The organism is Streptomyces sp. URMC 124 (assembly GCF_051386455.1).
Classification (GTDB): domain Bacteria; phylum Actinomycetota; class Actinomycetes; order Streptomycetales; family Streptomycetaceae; genus Streptomyces.
In genome coordinates this window covers 1-20,783 of sequence record NZ_JBPQTS010000043.1, presented here as the reverse complement: position 1 = coordinate 20,783, position 20,783 = coordinate 1, and the positions used below count along the sequence as shown (strand labels likewise).

The following is a 20,783-nucleotide window of genomic DNA, read 5'->3' as shown; positions in this document are numbered from 1 at the left end:
GGAAGTGATGGATATTCGGCTGGCGCCGCCTCACGGTGTTGCTCCGGTGCAGATCGGGATGTCGCTGGGCGAGGCGCGTCATATGGCTGCCACTTGGGGAGAGGTGAAGGTCTCCGGTCCATTTGCGCACACTTCGAGCGTGAAAGTGATTGCGGTGAACCAGGACTTCCAGGTAGTAGTGCATCTCGAAGGCGGTGAGTCCGTTACTGCAGTCGAGGTGTGGCGCTCGGCAGGTGATGCGGATGTCCGGGTGCTTCTGGGGGAACTGGATGTCTTCCGTACGCCGGCGCGAGAAGTTCTGCGTCGGCTGGCGGCGCAAGGGTACGAAATTGATGTGTCTGAACCGGAGTATCCGACGGTTGGAGGCTTGACGCTCGCATTCACCCGTGAGGCGGCTCACGAGGTTGAGTGCGACCCTGAGGACGGTCTCCCTCTTTACTTCGAGTCGGTTTTGGTCGCTGACGCTAATTACTACTGAGCCTGGTCGTGTGCGCGGAGGCAACCGCAAAGAAAGGCGGTAGGGGTGTGAGGGCACTCAGCTCTGCTGAAGGTGAGGCTCAGGCCTTGAGCGTTTCAGGTCATCCTTGGTGGCTGTGCTCGGCCAGGTCGCCCCGGCCGGGCTGTTTGCAGCCTTTAGTGCGGGTGGTTTTGGGGCGTGTTCTGGGTTGGGATGGCTCGTACGGCGGAGAGTTCGGATCGCCGGGTGGAGGTAGATCAGTTCGCCGGACTGGAAGCGCACGGCCTTCATGCGGCCTACCTTCGTCACGTCCAGCACCCTGAACGGCACGTTGCCGATCGCGATGACGTCTCCCGGCTCCATGGTGTCGCTGGTGACTTTGACGGACGTGAAGGTGTGCGTGGCGGAGCTCGCGATCATCGACCGGCCTCCGCCATCGGTCGTCGGTGCCGCTCGGTCGTGAGGGGTTGCCAGCGCGGCTGGAGTCGTAGGCGGGCCTGTTCTCCCTCGGTCAGCAGGTACAGGCGGACCAGGCTCGTCCCCTAGGCGTGGATCAGGTTCTGATGCCATGAGGGGCGGTGTGCGGTCGGCCCGGCTGACGGTGTCCCCTCTCGCTCCTGACGCCCCTTCGGTTCCTCTCGTACCTCCGTCTCGATGTGTGCACGGCTCCCTTGGCCGATGACCCGCGGGACGTATCCGGCTGCGGCCAGGCGTGCGGCGATGGCGTCGATGCGGTCCTGAAAACGAAGGCACAACGTGTTCCTCCACCGCCGTGCGCGCAGGGCGTGCAAGGTTTACGGGCTAGCTCGAAGCTGCACCTCTACCCCCATGCTCACCGTCTACCAATGCGGCGCATGGCCGAGGTCGGGATCAAGGTCGCCCGCGCCGCGGAGCGGCCCGAGCCCGGGTATGCGGATGCCGAGGAGGTCAGCCTCCTCGGCATTCGGAAGGGTGCGCTGGTGACGCGGATCCAGCGTACGTACTACAGCGCCGACGGCCGGGCCGTCGAGACGGCGGACATTGTCGTGCCGACCGCCCTGTGCGAGATCGTCTACGACGTGTCGTTCGGGTCGTGAAGGCTGCTCAGTAAGCGTTCAGGCGCCGAACGTTCTGCGGTCGAGGGTCCGGCAGAGCAGGAGCGGCAGCAGCACGGCCAGGGACGCCGCGACGGCCGGGAGCCAGGCGAGTCTTACGGCGCCCGCAACCACCATCACCTGCACCGCAATTGCCGTCGTCAGACTGCGCGCCGCGGAGGAGCGGTCCCGGACGGCGCGGGTCATGCGGCGGACGCTCCAGGTGTTCGCCGCTACGGCGGCGAGCCCTACGGCCATGGCGGCCGCCGTCCATGCGAGGGCGGTCTCGGGGGCGCCGCCTGCGGATTCCTCGTCCTCGGGGTCCACCCCCTGGAAGTACATCGGGGCGAACAAGAAGCTGTACAGCCCGATCATCAGCGTCTGGCCGGCCACGAGGAACGTCGTCAGGCCCAGCAAGCCACGGTGGCCGTTCTTCATCGGCAGTTCCTGTCTTTCCCCGTTCGCAGGTCCCCGCGGGGGCAAATAGGCTGGTCGTAGGGGGCGAAACGGCTCGATCCGAACGGCTCGATCCTAGGAGTCTTCCATGAGTGTGAGGAAGAACAGAAAGGGCGCCTGGCGCGCCACCCGCACTTCCGGAGTCGTCACCGCATTCGTCACGGCCGCCGCGATCGTTTCCGTCGGTCCGGTTCAGGCTCAGTCCACCGTTCAACCGGTTCGGGTTCAGGTCCAGGTTCAGCCCACCGCTCAGTTGTCCGCGTGGGTCAGCGACGGCTGGGGCGGGGGCACCATCACCAGTCAGCCCGCCGGGATCAATTGTCACCAGGAGGCGTGGGACCCGTACGGGAGTGGTGAGCCGCAGCCGGATCCGACCGGTGCTTGTACCGCGAGCTTCGAGGTCGGAACGACGGTCACCTTCACCGCCACGGCCGACCCGGGGTCGTACGTCAACTTCGGTCCCGTGCCGAATCCCGTCACCGTGCAGTCCGGCTACAACTTCACCTGGGTGATGTTCTGCCCGGATGACGGGCTCTGCTCCGCCGGTTAGCGGCGGCGGCAGCAGAACGCCGGGCGTCAGAGGCCGTGACCGGAATCGAACCGGCGTAACTCGCTTTGCAGGCGAGTCCCTCAACCACTCGGGCACACGGCCAAGTTGTGCTCAGCGAGTTCAACGTAGGGGACGGCTGCCCGGGGCATCAACGGTGGCGGCGGTCCTGCAATGTGACCGCCATGCCGTGTTCACGCGGCCCCGCCGTCGCCCTCGTGCGCCTCCGGGTCGTGGCCCCTCGTCAGGAAGGATTCCACGACCGGGCGGAAGAGGTCCGGTTCGTCCACCCAGGGGTAGTGGCCCACGCCGTGGAGGGTCCGGACCGAGGCCGTGCGGAAGGAGCCGGCCACCAGTTCGCCCGCGCGCAGGCCGGCCAGGGCGTCGCGGTCGCCGGTGATGACGAGGACCGGGCATTTCAGGCCGGGGAGGCGGTCCAGGAGGGCGGTGCGGGCCGGGTCGTCGACGCCCTGCCAGAAGCCGGCGCGGGGGACGGGGCCGAGCTGGTCCGGTTCGGTGGCCGCGTGGGCGCGCTGGGGGGCTTCCCAGCGGCCGTAGCCCATGGGGGCCGCACGCGTGAGCAGGTTGCGGATCTCGTTCATGTCGGCGGTCGTCGGGAGGGTGTGGACGGCCACGTACGCGTCCGGCCACCAGTCCTCCTCCGCCCGTGACTCGAAGATCTCCACCGCGTCGTCCGGCAGCCGCCCCTGGAGGCGGGAGCCGGGGGTGACGAGGACCAGCCGGGTGAGGCGGTGGCCGTAGAGGGCCGCGTACGCCTGGGCCGTCGCGCACGCCGCGTCGTGGGCGAGGAGGGCGAAGGCCTCCAGGCCCAGGTGCGCGCGCAGGGATTCGAGGTCCTCGGCGAGGGCCGGGAAGGCGTAGCCGTCGGGGTCGGGGGAGGGCGGCGAGGCGCCCGTGCCGCGGCTGTCGGGGATGACGAGGGTGCGGTGGGCGTCCAGTCCGCCGAGGTCGCCGAGGTAGGCGGCGTCCCTGCCGGGGCCGCCCGCCAGGCACAGCAGCGGCGCCCCCGGCTGCGGGCCCTCCAGGACCCGGTAGCTGAGTTCCACTCCGTCGTAAGATGTGTATTGCGGCATAAGTCCAGCTTGCCCCATCTGTTCGCTCATTCCGCTGATCCAGAAGCTACCCCTCGCCACTCACCCCTCTATCCCAAATTCCGCTTATGATTCCGGCGTGTTCGACTCGCGGCACATCAAGACGTTCCACGCGGTGGTCACGGCCGGTTCGTACTCCGCGGCCGCCCGCGTGCTCGGCTACACCCAGCCCGCGATCACCCAGCAGATGAAGGCGCTGGAGCGCTCCGTCGGCACCCCGCTGTTCACCCGCGTCGGCCGCCGCATGCGCCTGACCGAGGCCGGCGAGGCGCTCGCCCGGCACGCCGAGACCATCCTCGACAGCCTCACGGCCGCGCAGCAGCAGATGAGTTCGCTGACCCGGCTGCGCGCCGGACGGGTCAGGGTCTGCGCCTTCCCCAGCGCGAGCGCCACGCTGATACCGGAGGCGCTGGCCCGGCTCGCCGCCGACCACCCCGGCATCCGGGTCGAGCTCCTCGAGGGCGAGCCGCCCGACTCGATCCGCCGCCTCGTGCGCGGCGAGTGCGACATCACCCTCGCCTTCACCTATCCCGGCCTGCACGAACAGGTCCCCGAGGAACTGGTGGAGATACCGCTCATGGAGGACCAGCTGACGGTCCTCATGCCCATAGGGCACCCCCTCGCGCGCCGCCGCGCCGTCCAGCTCGCCGACCTCTCCGAAGAGCGCTGGATCGCCGGCTGCCTGCGCTGCCGCACCAACTTCCTCCACGAGTGCGCCGAGGTCGGCTTCGCCCCCGACATCGCCTTCACCACCGACGACAACCTCGTCGTGCAGTCGCTGGTCGCCGAGGGCCTCGGCATCGCGATGATGCCGGGGCTGGTGCTGTCCTTCATGCGCCACGACCGGATCACGGGGCGGGCGCTCGATCCGGCCTCGCGCCGCCAGGTCTCGGCGTACGCGCTGCGCGACCACCTGCGGATTCCGGCCACCGCGCTCGTCCTGGACGAGCTCAAGGCGGTGGCGGCCCGGCGCGTCGGCTGCTGACCGGAGTCACAGCATCCGCACCCTTGGCGCGCCCAACTCATAAGCGTTCTTTGGGCTCCGGCCAAAGAACTGTCGTTGGACCCGTCCCTCCGCCCGCCTCGACCCTGCACTCATGACCACTCCCACCGCAGCTCCGACGACCGCAGTCCCGACGACCGCGCGCCTCGCCCGGCTCGTCGACGAGGTCCGGGAAGCCGTAGGCCGTGGCCTGCCGCCCGACACGACGGCCTACATCGTCGGCGAGCGGCTCGCCGCCCACCTCGGCGCCGACGACCTGCTCACCGCCGAACAGCGCGAGGGCGACCCCGACCACTACCGGCAGCACATCCTGCACGCCGAGCACGACGGCAGCTTCTCCGTCGTCGCCCTCGTGTGGATGCCCGGCCAGCAGACGTCCGTCCACGACCACGTCTCCTGGTGCGTCACCGGCGTCCACGAGGGCACCGAGAGCGAGCGCCGCTACCGGCTCGTGCCCGACGGCACGACCGCCCGCCTCGTCGCGACCGAGGACGTCGTCAACCACCAGGGGGACGTGTGCGGCTTCGCGCCGCCCGGCGACATCCACCGCGTCCGCAACGCCTGTACGACCAAGGCGATCTCCCTCCACATCTACGGCGCCGACATCTCCCGCCTGGGCTCCAGCGTGCGGCGCGTCTACGACCTCCCGGCCGACGAAAACTGATGGCACTCACCACCGCACGCACGCGCACGAACAGCCCGGCCGCCGGCGCGCCGCCCCGTACCGCGCCCGGCGCGCTCCCCGGCCTCGCCACGGCCGCCGCCGGAGTGGCCGTCGCCTGGGTCGTGCACCTGCTCGTGCCCGCCGTCCCCATGCTCACCGCCGCCGTCGTCCTCGGCATCGCCGCCGCCCACGCACCCGGCGTACGGACCTGGGTGCGCGGCGCCGCCCGGCCCGGCCTCACCCTGGCCGGCAAGCGGCTCATGCGGATCGGCGTCGTCCTGCTCGGGCTCAAGCTCGGCCTGGACGACGTGCTCGGCCTCGGCTGGGCCACCGTCGCCATGGTGATCGCCGTGGTGGCGGCCACCTTCGCCGGCACGCTCTGGCTCGGGCGCCGGCTGGGGCTCCGCGGCGACCAACCCCTGCTCATCGCCACCGGCTACTCGATCTGCGGCGCCTCGGCGATCGGCGCGGTCAGCGAGGTCTCCGGCAGCGACGAGGAGGACGTGGCCACCTCCGTCGCCCTGGTGACCCTGTGCGGCACCCTCGCCATCGCCGTCCTGCCGCTCCTGCACCACCCCCTCGGGCTGGACGACGCGCAGTTCGGCCGCTGGGTCGGCGCGGGCGTCCACGACGTCGGCCAGGTCGTGGCCACGGCGCAGACCGCCGGGCCCGCGGCGCTGACCGACGCCGTGCTGGTCAAACTGATGCGGGTGGCGCTGCTCGCGCCGCTCGTCGCCGCGGTGGCCGTGTCCGTGCGCAGGCGGCGCCGCGGCCCGGTGAAGGCCTCGGGCAAGCGGCCCCCGCTCGTGCCCCTGTTCGTCCTCGGCTTCCTCGCCATGGTCGTCGTCCGCACCACCGGCTGGGTGCCGGCCACCGGCCTGGACCTCGCCGCGCACGCCCAGGAGCTGCTCCTCGCCGCGGCCCTCTTCGGCCTCGGCAGCGCCGTCCACCTGCCGTCGCTGGTCCGCACGGGCGGGCGCGTCGCGGCGCTCGGGCTGTGCTCGTGGGTCGTGATCGCGGGGGCGTCGTACGGGGGTGTGCTGCTCACGACCTGATGCGGGGTCGTGTGCTTTGCCCGACGGGCAGGGGTGTACGAGGCCGCTGCGCGTGCGGCTGTGGCTTCGCCTCGGTGGCGGCCGGTACGGATTCCGCCGGACCCTCGGCGTGGGGGTTGCGCGCCGTCGCGGCGGGGGTATGTCCGGGCCTCGGCCCAGGGGAGGGGGCAGGGGGCGTTTTCGGGCCTCGGCCCAAGGAGCGGGGTACGGGTCCGCGCCGCGTGCGGTGACGGCTTCGCCGCGGCTGTGGCTTCGCCGTGGTGGCGGTCCGTGCGGATTCCGCCGGACCCTCGCCGCGGGGGCTGCGCGCCGTCGCGGCGGAGGGTATTTGCGGGCTTCGGCCCGAGAAGGGCGGCGGGCATTCCCGCGCCTCGGGCCAAGAGAGGCAGGGCCTCCCCGGGGCCGCCGCTCCGAGCCCGCCTCGGGCTTCGCCCCCAGGGGCCGGGAGCCCCCCGGCGGGGCCCCCGCCTACGACGCAAGTCCGACGCGATCTCGTTCCCCCGGCAGGCGCCGGAAGCGGACTCCGTCCGTACGCTCATTCAATATGACCGCAGCCGAATCCGTGGCCCCTCGGGCCACCGCCGCCGGCGACCGGGGCGAGGGCATCCTGGGTCGCAGCCACCGTGCGCTGACCCTCGGGATCATCTCCGTCGTCTCGCTCATCGCCTTCGAGTCGAGCGCGGTCAACACCGCGATGCCGGTCGCCGCCCGCGCCCTCGACGGCATCGGGCTCTACGCCTTCGCCTTCTCCGCCTTCTTCACGGCGAGCCTGTTCGCGATGACCCTGTCGGGGGAGTGGTGCGACCGCTCCGGGCCGCTCACCCCCCTCTTCACGGGCATCGCGGCCTTCGGCACCGGCCTGGTGATCGCCGGCACGGCGCAGAGCATGTGGATGTTCGTGGCCGGGCGCGGGGTGCAGGGCATCGGCGGCGGCCTGGTGATCGTCGCGCTGTACGTGGTGGTCGGCCGCGCCTATCCGGAGCGGCTGCGCGCCTCCGTCATGGCCTCGTTCTCCGCGGCCTGGGTGGTGCCGGTGATCGTCGGGCCGCTGGTGGCCGGCACGGTCACGGAGCAGATCGGCTGGCGCTGGGTGTTCCTGGCGATCCCCGTGCTGATCCTGCTGCCCCTGGCCGTGATGCTCCCGGCGCTGCGCGCCCTGCCGCCGGCGGTCGCGCCGGGGACGCCGGACCGCCGCCGCATCCTGCTGGCGCTGGCGGTCGCGGCCGGCGCGGGGCTGCTGCAGTACGCGGGACAGGACCTCCGGCCACTGGCCGCCGTGCCGGCCGCTGCCGGGCTCGCCCTGCTGGTGCCGTGCGTACGGCGCCTGCTGCCGCGCGGCACCTTCCGCGCGGCCCGCGGGCTGCCCGCGGTCGTGCTGCTGCGCGGCATCGCGCAGGGCTCGTTCCTGGCGGCCGAGACGTTCATCCCGCTGATGCTCGTCACCGAGCGCGGCCTGTCCGCGACGCTCGCCGGGCTCTCGCTCACCGGCGGCGGCCTGACGTGGGCGCTCGGTTCGTACACCCAGAGCCGCCGCCGGGCCGAGCCGTACCGCGAGCGGCTGATGGGCCTCGGCATGGTGCTGGTGGCGCTCGCCGTCGCCCTGATGTCGGCGGTGCTGGTGCACGGCGTGCCGGTGTGGGTGGCGGGCGCGTCCTGGGTGATCGGCGGCTACGGCATGGGGCTGACGATCTCCAGCGGCGCGGTGCTGCTGCTGAAGCTGTCCCGGCCGGGGGAGGAGGGCACCAACGCGGCCTCGCTGCAGACGGCGGACGCACTCGGCAGCATCGTCCTGGTCGGCCTGGCCGGAGTGCTCTTCGTCTCCTTCGGCGGCGGCTCGGCGACCGCGGCGACGGCCGGCGCGGCGGCCCCCGCGCACGCCTTCGCGGCGGTCTTCGCGGCCGCCTCGGCGTTCGCGCTGGTGGGCGCCTACGTCACCACCCGGCTCGCCCCGCGCGACGCTCCCGGCCGCCGTGTGACGTCGGTCCCACCCTCGGGTGACCCCGGGGCGTAACCCCGGAGCGTGAACCGTGGCGCAGGTAGGCTGACGCGGTTGCCGACCGCCGACCAGCCGACGGAGACCGTGACTACCACCACCACCAACCACCACCTTTCCCCTGCCTTCCCCGGCCGGGCGCCCTGGGGTACCGCGAACAAGCTCCGCGCCTGGCAGCAGGGCGCGATGGAGAAGTACATCCAGGAGCAGCCCCGCGACTTCCTCGCCGTCGCCACCCCCGGCGCCGGAAAGACGACCTTCGCCCTCACCCTCGCCTCCTGGCTGCTGCACCACCACGTCGTCCAGCAGGTGACCGTCGTCGCCCCGACCGAGCACCTGAAGAAGCAGTGGGCGGAAGCGGCTGCCCGGATAGGCATCAAGCTCGATCCGGAGTACAGCGCGGGCCCCCTCGGCCGCGAGTACCACGGCGTCGCCGTGACCTACGCCGGCGTGGGCGTGCGCCCCATGCTGCACCGCAACCGCAGCGAGCAGCGCAAGACCCTCGTCATCCTCGACGAGATCCACCACGCGGGCGACTCCAAGTCCTGGGGCGAGGCGTGCCAGGAGGCCTTCGAGCCCGCCACGCGCCGGCTCGCCCTGACCGGCACGCCCTTCCGCTCCGACACCAACCCCATTCCGTTCGTCACGTACGAGGAGGGCAACGACGGCATCCGCCGCTCCGCCGCCGACTACACGTACGGATATGGCAACGCCCTCGCCGACGGCGTCGTCCGCCCGGTGATCTTCCTCTCCTACAGCGGCAACATGCGCTGGCGCACCAAGGCGGGCGACGAGATCGAGGCGCGCCTCGGCGAGCCGATGACCAAGGACGCCGTCTCCCAGGCGTGGCGCACGGCGCTCGACCCGCGCGGCGAGTGGATGCCGAACGTGCTGCGGGCCGCCGACCGCCGCCTGACCGAGGTGCGCAAGTCCATCCCGGACGCGGGCGCCCTCGTGATCGCCTCCGACCAGGAGTCCGCCCGCGCCTACGCCAAGCTGATCCGCGAGATCACCGGCGAGGGCGCCACCCTCGTGCTGTCCGACGACAGCGGCGCCTCCCAGCGCATCGACGACTTCTCGCACGGCGACGACCGCTGGATGGTCGCCGTCCGCATGGTGTCCGAGGGCGTGGACGTGCCCCGCCTCGCCGTGGGCGTCTACGCCACCACGATCTCCACACCGCTGTTCTTCGCGCAGGCCGTCGGCCGCTTCGTGCGCTCGCGCCGGCGCGGCGAGACCGCGTCCGTCTTCCTGCCGACCGTGCCCAACCTGCTGACCTTCGCCAACGAGATGGAGGTCGAGCGCGACCACGTCCTCGACAAGCCCAAGAAGGAGGGCGAGGAGGACCCGTACGCCGAGTCCGAGAAGGAGCTCGCCGAGGCGGAGCGCCAGCAGGACGAGGACACCGGCAGCGACGACCAACTCTCCTTCGAGGCACTGGAGTCCGACGCGGTCTTCGACCGGGTGCTCTACAACAACGCCGAGTTCGGCATGCAGGCGCACGCGGGCAGCGAGGAGGAGCAGGACTACCTCGGCATCCCCGGCCTCCTGGAGCCCGAGCAGGTGCAGCTGCTGCTGCAGAAGCGGCAGGCGCGCCAGATCGCCCACAGCCGCAAGCGCCCGGACGCGGAGGCGGACCTCCTCGAACTGCCCGCGGAGCGCCGCCCGGTGGTCACCCACAAGGAGCTCCTGGAGCTGCGCAAGCAGCTGAACACCCTGGTGGGCGCCTACGTCCACCAGAGCGGCAAGCCCCACGGCGTCATCCACACCGAACTCCGCCGCGTGTGCGGCGGCCCGCCGAGCGCCGAGGCGACGGCCGGCCAGCTCAACGAGCGCATCCGCAAGGTGCGCGAGTGGGCCACGCGCATGAAGTAGGGCCCCTTTCCCCGCCTCGTAGGGCCCTCTCCTCGCCTCGTAGGGCTCTTTCTCCGCCTCCTGGACATCGGGGCCGGCGTCCGCATGATGGGACGCCGGCCCCGATATCCGTAATTCGGCCCTGCCCTGACCGGATCGCGGGCAGACTCTTCCGCTGAGCGGACCGGCGGCGCTACGGTGCCGGTCACGCACACGCCCCGTGGCAGCGCCGCCGCGGAGCGCAGCCGGTACAGAAGAGCTGCAAGAAGCGACAAGCCGCCGGCGGCCTCTCCTCGCGCGCTGCCGGACGGGACGGCGGCGCACCCCACCCGAGAGGGCCGCCATACATCGGAGGAGGGGCGTCGTGACCGCGGAGACCTCGCAGACGCTCGACAGAGGACTGCGCGTCCTCAAACTGCTCGCCGACACCGACCACGGCCTGACCGTCACCGAGCTGTCCACCCGGCTCGGGGTCAACCGCACCGTGGTCTACCGCCTGCTCGCCACGCTGGAGCAGCACGCGCTCGTCCGCCGCGACATCGGCGGCCGGGCCCGGGTGGGCCTCGGAGTGCTCAGGCTCGGCCGCCAGGTGCACCCGCTGGTGCGCGAGGCGGCCCTGCCCGCCCTGCGCTCCCTGGCGGAGGACATCGGGGCCACCGCCCACCTCACGCTCGTCGACGGCACCGAGGCGCTCGCGGTCGCCGTCGTCGAGCCGACGTGGACGGACTACCACGTGGCCTACCGTGCGGGCTTCCGCCATCCCCTGGACCGGGGGGCCGCGGGCCGCGCCATACTCGCCGCCCGCCGCGGCGAGAGCGACGGCCCGGGCTACGCCCTCACGCACGGCGAGCTGGAGGCCGGCGCGAGCGGCGCGGCGGCCCCGCTGCTCGGCGTGCTGGGGATCGAGGGCAGCGTGGGGGTGGTGATGCTCACCGACTCGATCCCCGAGCGCGTGGGGCCCCGCGTGGTGGAAGCGGCGAAGGAGGTCGCCGACGCCCTGAGGTGACGCCCCCGGCCCCTGTGCCGCCCGCCCTCGCCGCGCCTCGCCCGGCGAGGGCGCATGTCACGGATGGGACGTGCGTGAACTAGATTCGCTGCATGCCCGCTCCGACCACGCCCGCCCGGTCCCGCCGCGCCCGGACCCTCGCCGTCTGTGCCGTGCCCGTCGTCGCCCTGCTCGCCTCGGCGGCCTTCGTGCCGCTGCCGTTCTCGGTCGCGCAGCCCGGCTCGACGGTGGACGTGCTCGGCACGCACGACGGCAGACAGGTCATCGAGGTCAAGGGCGCCGAGGCCCGCAGGACCACCGGCCAGCTGCGCATGACGACGATCGTGGTGACGGGCCCGCGCGTCGACGTGGACCTGGGCGATGTGATCAGCGGCTGGTCCCGTACGGACCGCGCCGTGATGCCGCACGACGCCGTCTACCCCGTGGGCGACTCCGACGCGGAGGTCGACGCACACAACAAGGCGGAGATGAAGAAGTCGCAGGACGCCGCCACGGACGCCGCCCTGCGCTATCTGCACCGCTCGCCGGACGAGCTGAAGGTCGACCTCAGCCTGGCCGACGTCGGCGGCCCGAGCGCGGGGCTGCTGTTCACCCTCGGGATCATCGACAAGGTCGACGGCGACGGCCGCGGCGGCGACCTCACCGGCGGGAGGACGATCGCGGGCACGGGCACGATCGACGCCGACGGGACGGTCGGCGAGGTCGGCGGCGTGCCGCTGAAGACGCAGGCCGCCCGGCGCGACGGCGCGACGGTCTTCCTCGTCCCGAAGGCCGAGTGCTCGGCGGCGAAGGCCAACCTGCCCAAGGGGCTGCGGCTGGTCCCGGTGCGCAAGCTGCAGGACGCGGTCACCTCGCTGCGCGCGCTCCGCTCGGGCGACGAGGACGACGTCCCTGCCTGCTGATGAAGCCCGTCCCTACCTGCTGATGAAGCCCTCCTTCAGCAGCCACTCCTTCGCGACCTCGTGCGGGTCCTGCCCCTCCACGTCCACGCGGGCGTTGAGCTCCCGCGCCACGTCGTCGCCGAGCCTGGCCGTGATCGGGTCCAGCACGTCCTTGATCGCCGGATGTTCGCGCAGCGTGGCGCTGTTGATCTCCGGCGCGGCGTTGTAGCTGGGGAAGAAGTCCTCGTCGTCGTCCATGACGACGAGGTCCATCGCCGCGATGCGGCCGTCGGTGGTGAAGACCTCGCCGAAGGTGCAGGAGCCGCCCCCGGCGACCTGGGTGTAGATGATGCCGCCGTCCATCTTCTGGACGCGGGAGGCGGGCACGTTCATCCCGTAGGCCTTCGCCATGCCCTGCAGCCCGTCGTCGCGCGCGGCGAACTCGCTCTCCACGCACAGCGTCACCGCCCGCGGGTTCCGCCGCGAGAGCGCGGCCACGTCCGAGAGGGTGCGGGTGCCGTACTTGCGCGCGTCGGCCCGGTTCATCGCGAGCGCGTAGGTGTTGTCCAGGGCCGCGGGGGCGAGCCAGGTGAGGCCGTTGCGGGCGTCGGCGTCGCGGACGGCCCGCCACTGCCGCGCCGGGTCGGGGACCGGCCGGTCGTGGCCGAGGTAGGTGATCCAGGCGGTGCCCGTGTACTCGTACATCGCGTCCGCGCCCCCGGAGCGGACCGCCTCGCGGGCCCCGATCGAGCCCTGGATGTTGGTGCGGTCCAGCACGTTCGCGCCGGCGGCCTTGAAGGCCAGTCCCATGATGTGCCCGAGCACGATGTTCTCGCTGAAGCTCTTGGACGTCACCGTCAGGTCGGCGCCCTTGAGCGGCAGCCCCCGGCCGACCGAACCGGGGCGGACGCCGTCGGCCATGGGGGAGCCGCTGGTCAGCCCGCAGCCGCCGGTGAGGACGGCGAGGAGGACGAGGGCGAGCGCCGGCACGGCGGTACGGACCGCCATCTCAGGACGCCTCCAGGCCGCGCGGCCGCAGCAGCAGCTCGGCCAGGGACGCCAGCCAGTCCACGAGCAGCGCGAGCGCCACGGTCAGCACCGACCCCAGGACGAGCACCGGCATCCGCTGGTTGGTGATGCCCGAGGCGATCAGGTCGCCGAGCCCGCCGCCCCCGCCGAAGTAGGCGAGCGTCGCCGTGCCCACGTTGAGGACGAGCGCGGTCCGCACGCCCGCGAGGATCAGCGGTACGGCCAGCGGCAGTTCGACGCGGCGCAGCACCCCGGTGGCGGACATGCCGATGCCGCGCGCGGCCTCCACCAGGGTCGGGTCGATGGCGCGCAGCCCGGCAATGGTGTTGGCCAGGACGGGCAGCACCGCGTAGACGACCATGCCGACGAGCGCGGCCTGCATGCCGATGCCCAGCCAGATCACCAGCAGGGCCAGCAGCCCGATCGCCGGGGTGGCCTGGCCGACGTTGGCGACGGCGATGACCGGGGGCGCGGCGGGGCGCAGCCGCCGCCGGGTGAGCAGGATGCCCAGCGGAATGGCGATGACGAGGACGAAGAAGGTGGAGACGACGGTGAGGGCGACGTGCTGGCGCAGGCGCAGCCAGACGTTGCCGTCGGCGAGGGAGTTGCGGGCGACGGAGTCCAGCCCGGCCCCGCGCAGCCACAGCCAGGTGGCCAGCAGCAGGACGACCAGGAAGCAGGGCCGCAGGAGCAGCTTCCGCCGGGTGACGCGCCGGGCGGGGCGCGCGGTTCGCACCGGGGGAGGCTCCGGCGGGCCGTCCCCGCCCGTAAGGGCGCCGGTGTCCGCGGCGTCCGGCCGTACGCCGACCGCCTCCGCGACCTCGGGCCGCGCCCTCACGCCAGCTCCTCCGGCGCGTCCGTCGTGCCCTCCTGTTCCTCCAGCACCTGCTGGGCGCGCTGCTCCTCCAGCAGGTGCTGGTGTTCGACGGCGTCGAGCCGGTCCTCCTCCAGCATGTCGTGCACGGAGTTCATGAGGGTCTCCATGTCGACGACGCCCTCGTAGCGGCCGCGCCGCCCGGTGACGGCCACCCGGCCCGCGTTGTCGATGAGGACGGCCTCCAGGGCGTCCCGCAGCGTCGCGTCGCGGGTGACGGTGTCCTGGACGAGGGTGCCGGCGCGGGCGAGGGAGCCCTGGGCGCGCATCAGGTCGCCGCGGCGCAGCCATTTGTACGGGCGGTGGTGCCGGTCCAGCAGCAGCACCTCGCCGGCGGCGCCGCGGCGCAGCCGCTCGAAGATCGTCGGGAGGGGGTCGTCGACGGTGGCGGTGGGGAAGTCGACGACGCCCACGTCCCGCACGCGCGTGAGGTTGAGCCGTTTGAGCGCCGCGCCCGCCCCCACGAAGCCGGAGACGAAGTCGTCGGCGGGGTGGGTGAGGATGGCCTCGGGGGTGTCGAACTGGGCGATGTGCGAGCGCTCGCGGAGCACCGCGATCCGGTCGCCGAGCTTGATGGCCTCGTCGAAGTCGTGGGTGACGAAGACGATCGTCTTGTGCAGCTCGTGCTGCAGCCGGATCAGCTCGTCCTGCAGGTGGTCGCGGGTGATCGGGTCGACCGCGCCGAAGGGTTCGTCCATCAGCAGCACCGGCGGATCGGCGGCCAGGGCGCGGGCCACGCCGACGCGCTGCTGCTGCCCGCCGGAGAGCTGGCGCGGATAGCGGCCCTGGAACTCGCCGGGGTCGAGCCCCACCAGGTCGAGCATCTCCTCCACCCGCTCGGCGATCCGCCGCTTCGGCCAGCCGGTCATGCGCGGGACGAGCGCGATGTTCTGCGCGACGGTCATGTGGGGGAACAGCCCGGAGGCCTGGATGGCGTAACCGATCTTGCGGCGCAGGCGCACCGGGTCGATGCCGGTGACGTCCTCGCCGTCGATGCGGATCCGCCCCGACGTCGGCTCGATCAGCCGGTTGATCATCTTCATGGTGGTGGTCTTGCCGCAGCCGGAGGGGCCCACGAAGACCACCAGCTCCCCGGCCTTGATGTCCATGTTCACGCAGTCCACGGCGGGGGCGGGGTTGCCGGGGTAGCGCTTGGTGACGTTCTCCAGCCGGATGGTGGCACCGGAGGTCCGCGCCGCGGGCGCGGCCGCGCCGCCCGCCTCAGGCACGGATCCCCCGGGGGATCGTCAGCAGTCCGAGCAGCACGTACGCCGCGTCGAAGAGCAGGGCGAGCACGATGATCCCGAGCGTCCCGGCGAGCACCTGGTTGAGGGCGTTGGCGCTGCCCAGCGAGGAGACGCCGCGGAAGATCTCGTTGCCCAGCCCGGGCCCGGAGGCGTACGCGGCGACCGCGGCGATGCCCATCAGCATCTGCGTGGCCACCCGGATCCCGGTGAGGATGGGCGGCCACGCGAGCGGCAGCTCGATGCGCAGGAGCCGGGCCGCGCGGGACATCCCGATGCCCTTCGCGGCGTCCACGAGCGAGGGGTCCACGCCCCGCAGCCCCACCACCGCGTTGCGGACGATCGGCAGCAGCCCGTAGAGGACGAGCGCCGTGACCGTCGGCGCCACGCCCAGGCCGGTGAGCGGGATGAGCAGGCCGAGCAGGGCCAGCGAGGGGATGGTGAGCAGGGTCGCCGTCGTGGTCACCGCGAGGTCGCCCGCCCACGCGCTGCGGTAGGTGAGCACGCCGATGAGCACGCCGGCGACGGTGGCGACGACCATGCACTGGAAGACGGCGCCGGCGTGCTGGCAGCCGTCCGCCAGCAGCTGGGCGCGGCGGCCGGACAGGTACTCCCAGAAGCTCACCCGCTCGCCTTCCTCACCTCAGGCTCCTCACCTCAGGTTCCTCACCTCAGGGCAGGTGCGGGGCCCCCTGCGACGCCTGCTGCACCAGCGGGATGATCCGCAGCGGCACGGCGTTCTCCATGACGATCGCCGTGGAGGCCCGCACGATGCCATCAAAACCCACAACCCGGTCGATCACACGCTGGAGGTCGGCGTTCGAGCGTGCGACCAGGCGGCAGAGCATGTCGCCGCGCCCGGTCGTGGTGTGCAGCTCCAGCACCTCGGGGACGGTCGCGAGGTGCGCCCGGACGTCGCCGCCCTGCCCCTGCTTGATCTCCAGCGTCGCGAAGGCCGTCACCGGATAGCCCAGCGCCGCCGGGTCCACGTCCGGGCCGAAGCCGCGGATGACGCCCTGCGCCTGCAGCCGGTCCAGCCGCGCCTGGACGGTGCCGCGCGCCACGCCCAGCCGGCGCGAGGCCTCCAGCACGCCGATCCGCGGCTCCTCGGCGAGCAGCTCGATCAGCCGGCCGTCCAAACGATCGATCGCCATGCGGTCCTCCCAGTGGTCAGCATGTACAGAACGCCCGGTGTTACCCACGATCTGCTCTGCAATATGCCCAGTGAATACGCAAACTATTGCGCACCTTGTGGATCGGCGGGACCCTGCGGCCATGACTCAGACCACGGATCACACCCCGCACACCGCACGGCAGGCCGACCCGTTCCCGGTCAAGGGGATGGACGCGGTGGTCTTCGCCGTCGGCAACGCCAAGCAGGCCGCCCACTACTACTCCACCGCCTTCGGCATGAAGCTCGTCGCCTACCGCGGGCCCGAGAACGGCAGCCGCGAGAGCGCCTCCTACGTACTGGAGTCGGGCGGCGCCCGCTTCGTCCTCACCACGGTCATCAAGGCCGCGACCGACCGCGGCCGCGCGCTGGCCGCCCACGTCGCCGAGCACGGCGACGGCGTCGTCGACCTCGCCATCGAGGTGCCGGACGCGCGCGCCGCCTACGCCTACGCCGTCGAGCACGGCGCCACCGGCCTGGAGGCCCCGTACGAGGTCGAGGACGAGCACGGCAAGGTCGTCCTCGCCGCCATCGCCACCTACGGCGAGACCCGCCACACCCTCGTCGAGCGCTCCGGCTACACCGGCCCGTACCTGCCCGGCTACGTCGCGGCCAAGCCCCTCGTCGAGCCCGGCGACCGCCGTTTCCAGGCCATCGACCACTGCGTCGGCAACGTCGAGCTCGGCAAGATGGACGAGTGGGTGGCGTTCTACAACAACGTCATGCACTTCACGAACATGAAGGAGTTCGTGGGCGACGACATCGCCACCGAGTACTCCGCGCTCATGTCGAAGGTCGTCGCGGACGGCACCCGCAAGGTGAAGTTCCCGCTCAACGAGCCGGCCATCGCCAAGAAGAAGTCGCAGATCGACGAGTACCTCGAGTTCTACAACGGCCCCGGCGTCCAGCACATCGCCCTCGCCACGAACGACATCGTCGCCACCGTGCGCGCCATGCGGGCCGCGGGCGTGCAGTTCCTCGACACCCCCGACTCGTACTACGACACCCTCGGCGAGTGGGTCGGCGAGACCCGTGTGCCGGTCGACACCCTGCGCGAGCTGAAGATCCTCGCGGACCGCGACGAGGACGGCTACCTGCTGCAGATCTTCACCAAGCCGGTGCAGGACCGCCCGACGGTCTTCTTCGAGATGATCGAGCGGCACGGCTCGATGGGCTTCGGCAAGGGCAACTTCAAGGCGCTCTTCGAGGCCATCGAGCGGGAGCAGGAGAAGCGGGGCAACCTCTGACGGCCCCGGCCGCCGGGCGGGCTTGAATTCCGTGGCGGCGGGGAGAGAGATCGTATGGCCGATCTGATCGAGCACCTGCGCGAAGGACTCCCCGCCGAAGCGATCCTCACCGACCCCGACGTCACCGCCTCCTACGCCCACGACATGGCGAGCTTCTGCGCCGCGGGCCGGCCGGCGGTCGTCGTGCTGCCCCGCACCGTCGAGCAGGTCCGGCACGTCATGCGCACCGCGACCGCCTTGCGGGTCCCCGTCGTCCCGCAAGGCGCCCGCACCGGCCTGTCCGGCGCGGCCAACGCGAGCGACGGCTGCATCGTGCTGTCCCTCGTCAAGATGGACCGCATCCTGGAGATCGACCCCGTCGACCGCGTCGCCGTCGTCGAACCGGGCGTCGTCAACGCCGCCCTCTCGCGCGCCGTCGCCGAAGCGGGCCTGTTCTACCCGCCCGACCCCTCCAGCTGGGAGCAGTGCACCATCGGAGGCAACATCGGCACCGCCTCCGGCGGCCTGTGCTGCGTGAAGTACGGCGTCACCGCCGAATACGTCCTCGGCCTCGACGTCGTCCTGGCCGACGGGCGGCTGCTGACGACGGGCCGCCGCACCGCCAAGGGCGTCGCGGGCTACGACCTCACCCGCCTGTTCGTCGGCTCCGAGGGCAGCCTCGGCGTCGTCGTGCGGGCCGTCCTGGCCCTGCGCCCGGCCCCGCCCCAACAGCTCGCGCTGGCCGCCGAGTTCCCCGGCGTCGCCGCGGCCGGGGAGGCCGTCCGGCAGATCATGGCCCGCGGCCACGCCCCCTCGCTGCTGGAGCTCATGGACGGCACCACGATCCGCGCCGTCAACGCCATGGCGCGCATGGGCCTCCCCGAGAGCACCGAGGCCCTCCTGCTCGCCGCCTTCGACACCCCCGACCCCGCCGCGGACCTCGCCGCCGTCGCCGAGCTGTGCACGGCCGCCGGAGCCTCCCAGGTCGTCCCCGCCGAGGACGCCGCCGAGTCCGAGCTGCTCCTGCAGGCCCGCCGGATCGCCCTCACCGCCCTGGAGACCCTGCGCCCCGCCACCATGATCGACGACGTGTGCGTGCCGCGCTCCCGCCTCGCCGACATGCTCGAAGGAACCGCCGCGATCGCCCGCAAGTACGGGCTGACCATCGGCGTCTGCGCCCACGCGGGCGACGGCAACACCCACCCCGTCGTCTGCTTCGACCCCGCCGACGCCGACGAGGCGCGCCGCGCCCGCGAGTCCTTCGACGCGATCATGGCCCTCGGCCTGGAGCTGGGCGGCACGATCACGGGCGAGCACGGCGTGGGCGTCCTGAAGAAGGAGTGGCTGGCGAGGGAGCTGGGCCCGGTGGGCCTGGAGATCCAGCGCGGCATCAAAGCGGTCCTCGACCCCCACGGCCTCCTCAACCCGGGCAAGGTGCTGGACCTTTAGCGGGACCGCCCGGGCAGGGCGCCGGGCCTTCAGCGGGACCGTCGGCACGGCACGGCGCGGCGCGCGCCGGAGCGCGACCGCCGCACCGGCATCACGCGTCCAGAATGTCCCGCAACGCCGCGTCCAGCCCCAGCCGCTCCCGCTCCGACCCCGGCGCCACCACCCGCAGCGTCCGCTCCAGCCACGCCGACACCGCCGGCTCCGGGGCCTCCAGCAGCGCCGCCCCGTCCGGCGAGGACAGCGCCATGCACACCACGTTGCGCCCGTCCGTCCGCGTCGGCCACACCCGTACGTCCCCGCTGCCGCACGGCCGGAACACCCCCTCCACCAGCAGCTCCCGCGCGAACGTCCAGTGCACCGGGGCCTCCGAGGTGACGTGGAAGGCGATGTGCACCGCGTACGGGTCGGCCGTGCGGTAGCTCAGCCGCGACGGCACGGGGATGCTGCGCTCGGGCGACAGCACCAGGTCGATCTCCAGCTCTCTTTCCACCACGGTGTGCATGAAGTGCGCCCTCTCTGCTGTGCTCCTGTCGGTCCGTGGCCCCTCGCGAACGGACCCGCACCGACTGAGAGCGCATCGACCCCCACACCATTACGCGACTTCGCTGAACCGGTGCGCCGGTCGCACGTGTGAGTGGTCCCGCCCGCGGGACGGCCGCAGAGTGGAGAGCCGTCTGGTAGACCTGTGTTCTGCGCCCCCGGTTGCCTTTTGTGCATAGAGGTCATGAGGTACGGGAGCAGCGCGCCCCACGTCGCTCGTGTGCGGCAGACTGCTTGTCGTCGCCGCCCCACCGAGCACCGACACCGCAGTACGGCCGAGCAGATACGGGACATCGGAGACCATGAGCGCCCCTTCCTCAGGATCCGCCGACAGCAGCCCCGTCCAGGGCTTCTACCCGGACCCGTCCATTCCTGGCTACATCCGCTACTGGAGCGGCACCGCCTGGGTGCCCGGCACGAGCCGGCCCGCGCCTGCCGAGGGCGAGCCGATGCCCGCACCGCCCGCCGCCTACGCCCAGCCCGCGGCGCCCGCGCTCGCCGCGCCCGTGCCGCCGACCCCGCGCCGCCCCGATCCCGCCCGCCAGGAGCCGCGGCCGGACGAGACGGGCCCCATGTTCCTCGACGAGGAGCCCGCCCTGCGCGACGCCCGCGCCGGGGAGCCGGCCTCCGCCTGGCGGGCGGAGCCGGCCCGGCAGGAGGGCTTCGGCGGGGAGCAGGACCGGCGCGTCTCCTGGGGGGACGGGGCCGGATCCGGCGCCGCCCTCCCCGCGGCCCGTGACCCGCGCGTCGCCGCGTCCCGCACGCCTGCCGAGCCGTCCCGCGCCGAGCCGTCCCGCGCGGAATCCCCTCGGGCGGAATCGTCCCGCACGGAATCGCGTCGCGCCGAGTCCTCCCGCGCCGAGGAGACCCCCGTCCCCGAGGAGAGCGCCCCCGCCGTCCGCCCGGGCGGCACCATGCAGCTGCGCGCGCCGAACAAGCCCGTCCCGGCGCCGGCCTCGCCGGGCTGGCCGGACGCCCGCGCCGATGAGGCGGGGCCCCGGGCCGAACCGCAGCAGGCGCCCTCGGGTCCGCAGTCCCGGCCCGCGGCGCAGCGGTCGGCGCCGAAGCCGGCGCAGTCCTCACCGGAGCGCCAGGCGCTGCCGGCCGTCGCCCCGTCGCCCGCGCTGCCCGCCCCCGCGCGCTCCGGTG

Annotated in this window: 21 protein-coding genes, 1 tRNA gene and 1 pseudogene; 13 read left to right on the top strand and 10 right to left on the bottom strand. The window is 72.6% G+C overall.

The genetic code is table 11. The features are described from left to right. Positions 1-7 precede the first annotated feature (7 nt). Positions 8-478, top strand: coding sequence for a hypothetical protein (locus ACSNOG_RS12085; RefSeq protein WP_436752605.1), 471 nt, complete (start codon positions 8-10; stop codon positions 476-478). Positions 479-535: 57 nt separating this feature from the next. Here the strand turns inward: ACSNOG_RS12085 and ACSNOG_RS12080 are convergent, their stop codons facing one another. Beyond that, positions 536-877, bottom strand: coding sequence for a hypothetical protein (locus ACSNOG_RS12080; RefSeq protein ID WP_436752604.1), 342 nt, complete (start codon positions 875-877; stop codon positions 536-538). Positions 878-1,281: 404 nt separating this feature from the next. Here ACSNOG_RS12080 and ACSNOG_RS12075 point away from each other — a divergent pair. Next, positions 1,282-1,533: pseudogene (locus ACSNOG_RS12075) on the top strand (UTRA domain-containing protein); the annotation flags it as partial. Between the two features lie 18 nt (positions 1,534-1,551). Here the strand turns inward: ACSNOG_RS12075 and ACSNOG_RS12070 are convergent. Next, positions 1,552-1,968 carry a hypothetical protein gene (locus ACSNOG_RS12070; RefSeq protein ID WP_436752603.1) on the bottom strand — a complete coding sequence of 139 codons (417 nt, stop codon included), beginning with the start codon at positions 1,966-1,968 and terminating at the stop codon, positions 1,552-1,554. Between the two features lie 106 nt (positions 1,969-2,074). Between ACSNOG_RS12070 and ACSNOG_RS12065 the strand changes: the two genes are divergently transcribed. Beyond that, the gene (locus tag ACSNOG_RS12065; protein ID WP_436752602.1) at positions 2,075-2,536 is read left to right on the top strand and encodes a hypothetical protein; all 462 of its coding nucleotides are present in this window, start codon (positions 2,075-2,077) and stop codon (positions 2,534-2,536) included. Positions 2,537-2,566: 30 nt separating this feature from the next. On the opposite strand, the gene ACSNOG_RS12060 is transcribed toward ACSNOG_RS12065, so the two are convergent. Further along, positions 2,567-2,638 (bottom strand) — tRNA-Cys (locus ACSNOG_RS12060). A gap of 89 nt (positions 2,639-2,727) precedes the next feature. After that, positions 2,728-3,627, bottom strand: a complete 900-nt coding sequence (locus ACSNOG_RS12055; RefSeq protein WP_436752601.1) for an alpha/beta fold hydrolase — start codon at positions 3,625-3,627, stop codon at positions 2,728-2,730. Positions 3,628-3,724: 97 nt separating this feature from the next. Between ACSNOG_RS12055 and ACSNOG_RS12050 the strand changes: the two genes are divergently transcribed. The 7 genes from ACSNOG_RS12050 to ACSNOG_RS12020 all read left to right on the top strand — a co-directional run bounded on the left by ACSNOG_RS12050 (position 3,725) and on the right by ACSNOG_RS12020 (position 12,122). Beyond that, positions 3,725-4,630, top strand: a complete 906-nt coding sequence (locus ACSNOG_RS12050; RefSeq protein ID WP_436752600.1) for a LysR family transcriptional regulator — start codon at positions 3,725-3,727, stop codon at positions 4,628-4,630. Positions 4,631-4,742: 112 nt separating this feature from the next. Next, positions 4,743-5,312, top strand: coding sequence for a cysteine dioxygenase (locus ACSNOG_RS12045; protein ID WP_436752599.1), 570 nt, complete (start codon positions 4,743-4,745; stop codon positions 5,310-5,312). Then, complete coding sequence (locus tag ACSNOG_RS12040; RefSeq protein ID WP_436752598.1) at positions 5,312-6,367, top strand: YeiH family protein; 1,056 nt, start codon at positions 5,312-5,314, stop codon at positions 6,365-6,367. Before ACSNOG_RS12045 ends, ACSNOG_RS12040 begins: the two co-directional genes overlap by 1 nt. A gap of 544 nt (positions 6,368-6,911) precedes the next feature. Next, positions 6,912-8,378, top strand: coding sequence for an MFS transporter (locus ACSNOG_RS12035; protein ID WP_436752597.1), 1,467 nt, complete (start codon positions 6,912-6,914; stop codon positions 8,376-8,378). A gap of 69 nt (positions 8,379-8,447) precedes the next feature. After that, positions 8,448-10,235, top strand: a complete 1,788-nt coding sequence (locus ACSNOG_RS12030) for a DEAD/DEAH box helicase (RefSeq protein ID WP_436752596.1) — start codon at positions 8,448-8,450, stop codon at positions 10,233-10,235. A 343-nt stretch (positions 10,236-10,578) separates the two neighbouring features. Then, a complete protein-coding gene (locus ACSNOG_RS12025) occupies positions 10,579-11,220 on the top strand; it encodes an IclR family transcriptional regulator (protein WP_436752595.1) in 642 nt (213 codons plus the stop codon). Positions 11,221-11,312: 92 nt separating this feature from the next. After that, complete coding sequence (locus ACSNOG_RS12020) at positions 11,313-12,122, top strand: YlbL family protein (protein ID WP_436752594.1); 810 nt, start codon at positions 11,313-11,315, stop codon at positions 12,120-12,122. 12 nt (positions 12,123-12,134) lie between these two features. On the opposite strand, the gene ACSNOG_RS12015 is transcribed toward ACSNOG_RS12020, so the two are convergent. The 5 genes from ACSNOG_RS12015 to ACSNOG_RS11995 form a co-directional block, all read right to left on the bottom strand. Continuing rightward, a complete protein-coding gene (locus ACSNOG_RS12015) occupies positions 12,135-13,109 on the bottom strand; it encodes a glycine betaine ABC transporter substrate-binding protein (RefSeq protein ID WP_436752593.1) in 975 nt (324 codons plus the stop codon). 1 nt (position 13,110) lies between these two features. After that, positions 13,111-13,866, bottom strand: coding sequence for an ABC transporter permease (locus tag ACSNOG_RS12010; protein ID WP_436752618.1), 756 nt, complete (start codon positions 13,864-13,866; stop codon positions 13,111-13,113). Positions 13,867-13,964: 98 nt separating this feature from the next. After that, on the bottom strand, positions 13,965-15,233 hold the full coding sequence (locus ACSNOG_RS12005; RefSeq protein WP_436752592.1) for a betaine/proline/choline family ABC transporter ATP-binding protein: 1,269 nt from the start codon (positions 15,231-15,233) through the stop codon (positions 13,965-13,967). Further along, positions 15,226-15,873: an ABC transporter permease gene (locus ACSNOG_RS12000; protein ID WP_436752591.1), complete on the bottom strand. Its 648-nt coding sequence runs from the start codon at positions 15,871-15,873 to the stop codon at positions 15,226-15,228. The genes ACSNOG_RS12005 and ACSNOG_RS12000 overlap by 8 nt, the downstream gene beginning before the upstream one ends. Positions 15,874-15,919: 46 nt before the next feature. Beyond that, the gene (locus ACSNOG_RS11995) at positions 15,920-16,402 is read right to left on the bottom strand and encodes an Lrp/AsnC family transcriptional regulator (protein ID WP_436752590.1); all 483 of its coding nucleotides are present in this window, start codon (positions 16,400-16,402) and stop codon (positions 15,920-15,922) included. A 121-nt stretch (positions 16,403-16,523) separates the two neighbouring features. On the opposite strand from ACSNOG_RS11995, the gene hppD reads away from it, so the two are divergent. Both hppD and ACSNOG_RS11985 read left to right on the top strand, forming a co-directional pair. Beyond that, entirely contained in the window at positions 16,524-17,666 is a 1,143-nt protein-coding gene (hppD, locus tag ACSNOG_RS11990; protein WP_436752589.1) for a 4-hydroxyphenylpyruvate dioxygenase, read from the top strand. Positions 17,667-17,720: 54 nt separating this feature from the next. Then, complete coding sequence (locus ACSNOG_RS11985; RefSeq protein WP_436752588.1) at positions 17,721-19,094, top strand: FAD-binding oxidoreductase; 1,374 nt, start codon at positions 17,721-17,723, stop codon at positions 19,092-19,094. Positions 19,095-19,185: 91 nt separating this feature from the next. On the opposite strand, the gene ACSNOG_RS11980 is transcribed toward ACSNOG_RS11985, so the two are convergent. Next, positions 19,186-19,596, bottom strand: coding sequence for an SsgA family sporulation/cell division regulator (locus tag ACSNOG_RS11980; protein WP_436752587.1), 411 nt, complete (start codon positions 19,594-19,596; stop codon positions 19,186-19,188). 340 nt (positions 19,597-19,936) lie between these two features. Here ACSNOG_RS11980 and ACSNOG_RS11975 point away from each other — a divergent pair. Continuing rightward, a partial coding sequence (locus tag ACSNOG_RS11975; RefSeq protein WP_436752586.1) for a DUF2510 domain-containing protein occupies positions 19,937-20,783 on the top strand: 847 nt, incomplete at its 3' end.